Below are 9317 nucleotides of genomic sequence, written 5' to 3'. Positions count from 1 at the left end.
CTTCGGTGAGTTCGCCGGACAGACGGCGCTTCACCTGATCGCGGAATTCGGAAACGCGCTCATTGACCAGCGTGCGGTCGATTTCGTCATAAGCATACATGGCAGAAACCTTGGCGACTGAGCTCAGGCCGGGATCGGCAGATCGATGGTGACGCCCTTGCGGCGGATGCGCTCACGCAGATTGCCGGGCTCGACGGCACCGTCGTCCTTGACGATCACAGGGGCGATATAGGGGCCAATGGCAACGACGTCATCGGCGGCGGATTCGGCCAGCAGTGCGCGCGCATCATCGGCGGTACGCACGATGGCCGCCTCGGCAAGATCGGGCGTCCAGCCCTTCTTGCTGTCGCGATAGATCACGATGCCATCCCAAGTGCGGTTGGCGGTCACCACCGAGGGGCCGGTGATCTTGATTTTCTGTTGCAGCGGAGAGGTCATTCGGCAGCTACCAAAATGTCAGAGACGAAAGTGTTGATGTTGGCGGCACGCCAGGGCGCGGAATGCGCCACGACATCGCCAATGATGAGGATCGCCGGGCCGCCGTCGATCTGCTCGACCAGCGCGGGGAGATTTTCGAGGGTGCCGACAGCAGCCTGCGCGTCGGGCCGTGTCACGCGCGCGAACACGCCCACCGGGGTCTGCGGCAAGCGGCCTGCCGCGATCAGACCTTCACGAATCGCGGGCGCGGCGGTCATGCCCATATAGACGACGATGGTCATCTTCGCGTCGGTCAGCACGGACCAGTCGACGGCGCCGGCGTCCTTTTCCTTATGCGCGGTCAGGAAGGTGATACGCAGCGCTTCGCCGCGATAGGTCAGCGGTGTCTCGAACATCGCGGCGGCGCCGAGCCCCGCGGTGATGCCAGGAATGATCGAATAGGGTACGCCGGCCCTGCGCAATACCTCGATCTCCTCGCCACCGCGGCCGAAGATAAAGGGATCGCCGCCTTTCAGACGCACTGCGCGCTGGCCGGCGCGCGCGGCTTCGACCAGCAGTTCGTTGGTTGCATCCTGCCCGATGCCGGGTTTGCCGATGCGGCGACCGACTGGCACACGCGAGGCGTCGCGGCGGATGCGGTCGAGAATTTCCGGCGACACGAGTTCGTCGTAGAAGACGACGTCGGCATCCTGCAGCGCGCGCAGCGCCTTGATGGTGAGCAGATCGGGATCGCCGGGGCCGGCGCCTACGAGCGTGACATGGCCCCTCGCCGCGCCATCCTGCGAGGCACCGGCAAAAGCAGAAAGATCGTCGATTGCACCCAGTACCTGTTCGGCGTCACCACCGCGACCTGCCAGAACCTTGGCGCCGATGTCGCCGTCGACAACGCGCTCCCAGAAGCGGCGACGCAGCGGCGCCTCGGAGATCCTGTCATTGATCGACTTGCGCCAGCGCCCGATGAAACTGGCGAGATCGCCGATCCGTGCCGGCAACACACTCTCGATCATCTCGCGCACGCGACGCGCCACCACCGGCGACGTTCCACCAGTGCCGACAGCCACGACCACATCGCCGCGATCGACGATGGCCGGAAAAATGAACGTGGAGTTGGCGAGATCGTCCATCACATTGACGGGCAGCCCCACCGCCTTGGCACGCAGCGCTATCATCGGGCCGAGATCGCCGGCCCCTGCACACATCACCGCGATGACACCATGAAGATCGGCAGCAAGCGGATTGCCCTCGGCAAACTCGATCGCATCGACAGCTGCAGCATCGAGACCGGCGAGATCGCGGTCGCCATCAATCGCGTACCAGCGAATGCGGGCATTCGCCGCCAGCAGCAGCCGTAATTTCGCGCGCACGAGTTCTCCCGCACCGATCAGGAGGATCGGTCCGGCCTGCAAGTCGAGGAAGACAGGCAAAAAGCGCATGCACACTCCGTTGCCAGAAACTTTCGGGTTGACTGGAATTATTTTCTATATATCTCTCGATTGTACGGCGTAAAGAGAAGATTATTTCTTCTTCGAACCGTTCTAATTGTAGAACTTTTTATCTTCGAACACCACGCGCCAGAGATGGTTCTTCTCCACGATCACGAAGCGGCCGGCCAGTTGCAGGAAAACGCGCAACTGCACGCATTCGTTGCGGAGCAAATTCCGGACCGTTTACAGGGCAAAACGCCGCAGCCAGCTCGATCAGCCCGCCGTCTTTCACTCATCGACCCGTTCAACGCAGGGGACTTCCCGTGAACCGCCTTCTGACCACCTTTGCTGCCGGCCTCGGCCTTCTCGCCATCGGCGCCAGCGCGCCCGCGCAGGCCCAAACGCCGACGACACTGCTCAATGTGTCCTACGACATCGCGCGCGAGCTCTATGTCGAGATCAACGCCGCCTTCATCAAGCAATGGAAGGCCAAGACCGGCCAGGACCTCACCATCAACCAGTCGCATAACGGCTCGTCGCGCCAGGCGCGCTCGATCCTTGAAGGGCTCGAGGCCGATGTCGTCACTTTCAACCAGGTGACGGACGTGCAGGTGCTGTATGATCGCGGCAAGCTGATCCCGAAGGACTGGGCGTCGCGGCTGCCGAACAATTCCTCGCCCTATTATTCGCTGCCTGCCTTCCTGGTGCGCGCCGGCAATCCGAAGGGCATCAAGGACTGGGACGACCTGGTGAAGCCGGGCGTGCAGGTGATCTTCCCGAATCCGAAGACCTCGGGCAACGCCCGCTACACCTATCTCGCCGCCTATGCCTTCGCGAAGAACAAGTATGGCAGCGCGGAGAAGGCTGACGAATTCATCAAGAAGCTGTTCGCAAATGTCCCGGTGTTCGATACCGGCGGCCGTGCGGCGACCACCACCTTCGTCGAGCGCGGCACCGGCGACGTGCTGATCACCTTCGAGGCCGAAACCGCCTCGATCCGCGACCTCGTCGGCAAGGACAAGGTCGAATCCGTGGTGCCGCCGACCAGCGTGCTGGCGGAATTCCCGGTCACCGTGGTCGACAAATATGCCGACAAGCACGGCACCAAGGCGCTGGCGACGGCCTATCTCGAATTCCTGTATTCCCCGGAGGGTCAGGCGATCGAGCTCAAGGGCTATAACCGCGTGGTCGACAAGGACCTGATGGCCAAGAACAAGGACAAGTTCCCCGATGTGAAGCTGTATCGCGTCGAGGACGAATTCGGCGGCTGGGACAAGCTGAACGCAGAGCATCTCAATGCGGGTGCGAAGTTAGATCAACTGTTCGGCGGGAAATAAGCGCTACGATCACTGTCGTCACCCGGCTTGACCGGGTGACCCAGTAATCGCTGAGGGAACGGTGTATACGGGATCGCCCGGACAAGCCGGGCGATGACAATGGGAGAGTGGAGCTCCCCTCCATTCCATTTCCCCCCAAATCGTCTATGAAGCGCGCATTCCGCTTCACTCACCGGACCCTCTCTTGCGTCGCACCGTCATTCCAGGCTTCAGGCTCTCGCTCGGCATCACCCTGCTTTATCTTGCGGTGATCGTGCTGCTGCCGCTGTGCGCGCTGATCCTGAAGGCGTCCGATGTCGGCCTGACGCAGCTCTGGGGCATTTTGTCATCGCCGCGGACGCTGTCCGCCATTCGCGTCACCGTCACCATGGCCGCCGCAGCCACCGCCTTCAACGCGGTCTATGGCCTGCTGCTGGCCTGGGTGCTGGCGCGATATCAATTTCCCGGCAAACGCATCCTCGATGCGCTGGTCGATGTTCCCTTCGCGCTGCCCACCGCCGTCGCCGGCCTCGCACTCACTGCGTTGCTGTCAAAGAATGGCTGGTTCGGCGGGCCGCTCGAGAGCCTCGGCATTCAGGTCGCCTATACGCCGCTCGGCATTGCGATCGCGATGGCCTTCACCAGCATCCCTTTCGTGGTGCGCACGGTGCAGCCGGTGATCGAGGATCTTGGCACCGATGTGGAAGAAGCCGGCCGTTCGCTCGGCGCCAGCGACCTGCAGATCCTGTGGCGTGTGATCTTTCCCGCGATCTTCCCGGCCTTCCTGGCTGGCTGCTCGCTGTCCTTCGCGCGCAGCCTCGGCGAATTCGGCGCGGTGATCTTCATTGCCGGCAACCAGCCGATGAAGACCGAGATCGTGGCGCTGCTCACTTACATCCGCCTCGAAGAATACAACTATGAGGCTGCCGCCGCGATCGCCGTGGTGATGCTGGCGATGGCCTTCACGATGCTGATCATCACCAATGCCGTGCAGGCCTGGAACTTGCGCTATCTCACCAAGGGAAATGCGTGATGGCCGACCAACGCAGCAATGGCGCATGGATGGTGACGCCGGTCGGCGCGGGGCCCGTGACCCGCCGCGTGGTGCTCGGCATCGTCTTCGTGCTGACGCTGCTGATCCTGATCGCGCCGATTGCGCTGATCTTCTCCTCGGCGCTGTCGCAGGGCATCGAGGTGTTCTTCCGCAACCTGTCCGAACCCGGCACGCAGCATGCGATCTTCCTCACGGTCATCGCCGCGCTGATTGCCGTGCCGGTGAACATCCTGTTCGGCCTCGCCGCCGCCTGGAGCGTCACAAAATTCACCTTCCCCGGCCGCACGCTGCTGATCGCGCTGATCGAGCTGCCTTACTCGATCTCGCCCATTGTCGCGGGTGTCGCCTATCTGTTCGTCTATGGCACCACGGGGCTGTTCGGGCCGATCATCGAGATTCTCGGCATCAAGGTGATGTTCGCGCTGCCAGCCATCGTGCTGGCCTCCATGTTCGTCACCGCGCCCTTCGTGGCGCGCGAACTGATCCCCTTGATGCAGGTGCAGGGTACCGATGAAGAAGAAGCCGCGGTGACGCTTGGCGCCTCCGGCTTTGCGACCTTCGTCAAGGTGACACTGCCAAACGTCCGCTGGGCCGTGCTCTATGGCGCGATCCTGTGCAATGCGCGCGTGATGGGCGAATTCGGTGCAGTCTCGGTGGTATCGGGCAATGTCCGCGGCCAGACCACCACGCTGCCGCTGCAGATTGAACTTTTGTATCAGGACTACAATGTCGCGGGCGCCTTTGCCGCCGCGACGGTGCTCACCGCCGTGGCGCTGTTCACCATCCTGATCAAGGTGGTGCTGGAGCGTTTCTCGCCGGATACGCACGGACGGGCCGCCGGCCATTAGACCGCAGGGGCTTTTCCGCCCCCCTGCTTTGGCGCTACAACGTCCCAAGACGGCCGCGTTTTCGGCAGTCTTCACCTGCACGTTCCCAAAATCAGAGCTTAATCGCCGCCTTCCCGAGAGAAAACGCATCATGAAACGCATCGACGCCCACGGTCTGCAGATCGCGCCCGTCCTGTACGACTTCATCGAAAAGGAGGCCGCCCCGAAGACCGGGATCGCGCCCGATGCGTTCTGGGCCGGCGTGGCCGGCCTGATCAAGGACCTCAGCCCGAAGAACCGCGAACTGCTCAAGGTGCGCGACACGCTGCAGGCCAAGATCGACGACTGGCACCGCGCCAACAAGGGCAAGGCTTTCGACCTCGATGCCTACACCGCCTTCCTCAAGGACATCGGCTACCTCCTGCCGGAACCCGCGACCAAGACGGTCGAGACCGCCAATGTCGACGAAGAAATCGGCCAGATCTGCGGCCCGCAGCTCGTCGTGCCGCTGACCAATGCGCGCTACGCCCTCAACGCGGCGAACGCGCGCTGGGGCAGCCTGTATGACGCCTTCTACGGTACCGATGCGATCCCGCATGATCCGTCGGAAACCGGCAAGGGTTACAACAAGGCCCGCGGCGACAAGGTGATCGCCAAGGCCAAGGCATTCCTCGACTCCGCCGTCCCGCTCGCCACCGGCAGCCACACCGACGTTTCCGGCTACAGCATCGTGTCGGGCCAGCTCTCGGCCAAGCTGAAGAGCGGCAACATCACCGCGCTGAAGAACGAAGCCCAGCTCGCCGGCTATCTCGGCGATCACGCGGCACCGAACGCGATCCTGCTGGTCAATAACGGCCTGCATATCGAAGTGCAGATCGACCGCGCCAGCCCGATCGGCAAGGACGATGCCGCCGGCGTGTCGGACATGCTGATGGAGGCGGCCGTCTCCACCATTCTCGACATGGAAGACAGCGTCGCCACCGTGGACGCCGACGACAAGGTGCTGGTCTATCGCAACACCCTCGGCCTGATGAACGGCACGCTGTCCGCCGACTTCGACAAGGGCGGCAAGACGCTGACCCGCGCGCTCAATGCCGACCGCACCTACAAGACGCCGTCGGGCAAGGATCTCACGCTGCACGGCCGCAGCCTGATGCTGATGCGCAATGTCGGCCATCACATGTTCACCGACGCCGTGCTCGACAGCGATGGCAACGAGATTCCGGAAGGCCTGCTCGACGCAGCCGTGTCCGGCCTGATCGGCATCCACGACGTCAAGGGCACCGGCAAGCTGCGCAACAGCCGCACCGGATCGATCTATATCGTGAAGCCGAAGATGCACGGCCCAGACGAAGTCGCGCTGACCTGCGAGGTGTTCGGCCGCGTCGAGAAGATGCTGTCGCTCCCCGAGAACACCATGAAGGTCGGCATCATGGACGAAGAGCGCCGCACCACAGTGAACCTCAAGGCCTGCATCCAGAATGCGTCGAAGCGCATCATGTTCATCAATACCGGCTTCCTGGACCGCACCGGCGACGAGATCCATACGTCGATGGAAGCGGGCCCGATGATCCGCAAGAACGACATGAAGGCGACGCCGTGGATCAAGGCCTATGAAGAGTGGAACGTGGATACCGGCCTGCTCGACGGCCTGCCCGGCCATGCGCAGATCGGCAAGGGCATGTGGGCCGCGCCGGACAAGATGGCGGACATGCTGACCCAGAAGATCGGCCACCCGCAGGCCGGCGCCACCACCGCATGGGTGCCCTCGCCGACTGCGGCGACGCTGCACGCCCTGCACTATCACCAGGTCGGCGTCATCGAACGGCAGAAAGAACTCGCCAAGGGCGGCGCCCGTGGCAAGCTCAGCGACATCCTCACCATTCCGGTGTCGCAGTCGAACTGGGCACCCGATGATGTGAAGCAGGAGATCGACAACAACTGCCAGGGCATCCTCGGCTATGTCGTGCGCTGGATCGACCAGGGCGTCGGCTGCTCGAAGGTGCCGGATATTCACGGCGTCGGCCTGATGGAAGACCGCGCCACCTTGCGCATCTCCGCTCAGCATCTCGCCAACTGGCTGCATCAGGGCGTCATCACCAGGGATCAGGTGATGGAATCCTTGAAGCGCATGGCCGTGGTCGTGGACGGCCAGAACAAGGGCGACGCGATCTACAAGAACATGGCGCCGTCCTTCGATGGCGTCGCGTTCAAGGCCGCCTGCGACCTGATCTTCGAAGGACGTACGCAGCCTAACGGTTATACGGAATACATCCTCACCGCACGTCGCCGTGAAGCGAAGGCGGCAGGCTGATCGCCTACTATTAAACAGCAAAAGCCCCGGCTCACGCCGGGGCTTTTTCGTTTTCACTCTACTTGTCATCAGTGTTTTCTGGATCGCCCGGTCAAGCCGGGCGATGACAGCTGAGTGGCAATGGCAGGCTAAAACACCGCGATATATTTCAACAGCGAGATCACGCCGAGGATGATCACGATGATCCGGCAGATCTGCTTGGCGCGGCCGTCCAGCGGCAGCATGTTGATCAAATACAAAATCAGAATGACGACAAGAAACGTAATCAATGCACTGATGAGAATGCCCATCTGATATTTCCCCCAACCTGACGAGATGACGTCGGTGTGACAACGCGCGGGCTCGAAGTCGCCAGCGCAACTACACAACAGAACGCGCACGAGCCATGCAGGTTCCACATCAGGAACACACCTCTTTCGCATAGCGGAATTATTTACGGTTCTCGGCCTATCTGGACACCGCTGGCTGAGGAATCAAAAAATGCTCTCTCGTATGACTGTCTCCACTCTCCTGAAATCGGTGATCGCTGTGATGGCGGCGTGCATCGTCATCATCCTGGCGCATGGCGCGTGGAATTCGTGGGAGCGCCTGAACGCTGCCAATCGCGTATCCACGATTGCCAAGGCGTCGTCATACGCCTTCAAGGCGATGCACAATCTGCGTGCCGAGCGTGTCGGCACGGTGCGGACGCTGAACGGCAACGACGTCCCCGCTCCGGATTTCTTCGCTTATCTGCGCGCTTTGCGTGAGGCCGAGATGCCCGCGATGCGCCAGACCGCGGAATTGCTCGAACAGATCGACTTCAGCGATAAGGCCCGCCTGCTGCCCGAGCTCAAGCGGTTGATGGGCGAATTGAACAAGCTGCAGGCCGAATCCTGGGAGGCCATGCAGAAGCCGAAGGCCGAGCGCCGCCCTGCACTGGTGAAGGATTATGCGACGATCAACGACGCACTGCTGCCGACGCTCGACAGCATCGCCGTCAGCCTGGCCGTCGCCGTCAGCCATCAGGATGCCGAGATCGATCAGCTGCTGATGATCAAGCAGATGGCGTGGCTGATGCGCACCGTCGCGGGCGACGCAACGACACTTCTTTCGAGCAGCCTCGCAACTGGCAAGCTTCCCCCGAACGGTCCGACGACCTATGCCAAATATGTCGGTGGCATCGACATGGCATGGCTGGCGCTGCAGAGCGCGACGGCGGGCGCCAGTCTGTCGCCGGATGTGGTCAAGGCGATCGATCTTGCCAAGACGACCTATTTCGACCCGAACTATGCCGGTCTCCGCGACCGTCTGGCCGCCGCCTTGGCAGCCGGCACGCCGCCCGAGATGAAGGCCAACGACTGGAGCCAGTTCTCGGTGCCGCGCATGGGCACCGCGGTCGCGGTCGCCGAACGTGCGCTTGATCAGGCCATCGATCGGGCAGCGGAGCACATCACGATCGCACAGCGCGCCCTCGCCATGCAAACCGCGTTTCTGCTGATCGCCATCGCTGCAGCCATCGGCAGCATGATTGCTGTCGCTCGCCGCGTCATCGTTCCGCTCAATGGCATCCGCGACGCCATGCTACAGGTCGCCGGCGGTGACCTGTCGGTGAAGGCCAGCTACACCGAGCGCCATGATGAGATCGGTGCGCTTGCTGGCGCCTTGGAGACCTTCAAGCAGCAGGCCCTCGAAAAAGGCCGGATCGAGGAGCAGGAGCGCGAACGCAACGCGCATGCGGCCAATCGCCAGCAGACCATCGAGCAGTATATCGGCCAGTTCGAGGTTCAGATGCAGGACACGCTCGGCACCCTGGGCAGCGCCTCGGACCAGATGAGCACGACGTCGGACGGCATGGCTGCGGTCTCGAGCCAGACCAATGCCCGGGTTCAGGATGCTGCGCGTGCATCCAACGACGCCTCGGCCAATGTGCAGAACGTCGCCGCCGCCGCCGAAGAGCTCAGC

General features: G+C 62.5%; 8 protein-coding genes. 5 read left to right on the top strand and 3 right to left on the bottom strand.

Features of this window, described 5'->3' with window-relative positions:
* Window positions 1–123: 123 nt before the first annotated feature.
* Both ACIQ17_RS26460 and cysG read right to left on the bottom strand, forming a co-directional pair.
* Window positions 124–438, bottom strand: coding sequence for a DUF2849 domain-containing protein (locus ACIQ17_RS26460; protein WP_398472287.1), 315 nt, complete (start codon window positions 436–438; stop codon window positions 124–126).
* Window positions 435–1871, bottom strand: coding sequence for a siroheme synthase CysG (gene cysG / locus ACIQ17_RS26455; RefSeq protein WP_398472286.1), 1437 nt, complete (start codon window positions 1869–1871; stop codon window positions 435–437). Before cysG ends, ACIQ17_RS26460 begins: the two co-directional genes overlap by 4 nt.
* Window positions 1872–2185: 314 nt before the next feature.
* Here cysG and cysP point away from each other — a divergent pair, with 314 nt between their 5' ends.
* From cysP to ACIQ17_RS26435, 4 genes are all read left to right on the top strand, one after another.
* Window positions 2186–3199 carry a thiosulfate ABC transporter substrate-binding protein CysP gene (gene cysP, locus ACIQ17_RS26450; protein ID WP_398472285.1) on the top strand — a complete coding sequence of 338 codons (1014 nt, stop codon included), beginning with the start codon at window positions 2186–2188 and terminating at the stop codon, window positions 3197–3199.
* Between the two features lie 184 nt (window positions 3200–3383).
* On the top strand, window positions 3384–4211 hold the full coding sequence (cysT, locus tag ACIQ17_RS26445; RefSeq protein ID WP_398472283.1) for a sulfate ABC transporter permease subunit CysT: 828 nt from the start codon (window positions 3384–3386) through the stop codon (window positions 4209–4211).
* Complete coding sequence (cysW, locus tag ACIQ17_RS26440) at window positions 4211–5080, top strand: sulfate ABC transporter permease subunit CysW (protein ID WP_398472282.1); 870 nt, start codon at window positions 4211–4213, stop codon at window positions 5078–5080. Before cysT ends, cysW begins: the two co-directional genes overlap by 1 nt.
* A 130-nt stretch (window positions 5081–5210) precedes the next feature.
* Window positions 5211–7373 carry a malate synthase G gene (locus tag ACIQ17_RS26435; protein WP_398472281.1) on the top strand — a complete coding sequence of 721 codons (2163 nt, stop codon included), beginning with the start codon at window positions 5211–5213 and terminating at the stop codon, window positions 7371–7373.
* 128 nt (window positions 7374–7501) lie between these two features.
* On the opposite strand, the gene ACIQ17_RS26430 is transcribed toward ACIQ17_RS26435, so the two are convergent.
* Window positions 7502–7663: a Thivi_2564 family membrane protein gene (locus ACIQ17_RS26430; RefSeq protein ID WP_398472280.1), complete on the bottom strand. Its 162-nt coding sequence runs from the start codon at window positions 7661–7663 to the stop codon at window positions 7502–7504.
* A 190-nt stretch (window positions 7664–7853) separates the two neighbouring features.
* On the opposite strand from ACIQ17_RS26430, the gene ACIQ17_RS26425 reads away from it, so the two are divergent.
* Window positions 7854–9317, top strand: a 1464-nt coding sequence (locus ACIQ17_RS26425; protein WP_398472279.1) for a HAMP domain-containing protein, incomplete at its 3' end; no start/stop codon positions are given.

The sequence above is a fragment of the Tardiphaga sp. genome (assembly GCF_044340795.1).
Classification (GTDB): Bacteria; Pseudomonadota; Alphaproteobacteria; order Rhizobiales; family Xanthobacteraceae; genus Tardiphaga.
This window is presented reverse-complemented; position numbering and strand designations above follow the sequence as displayed.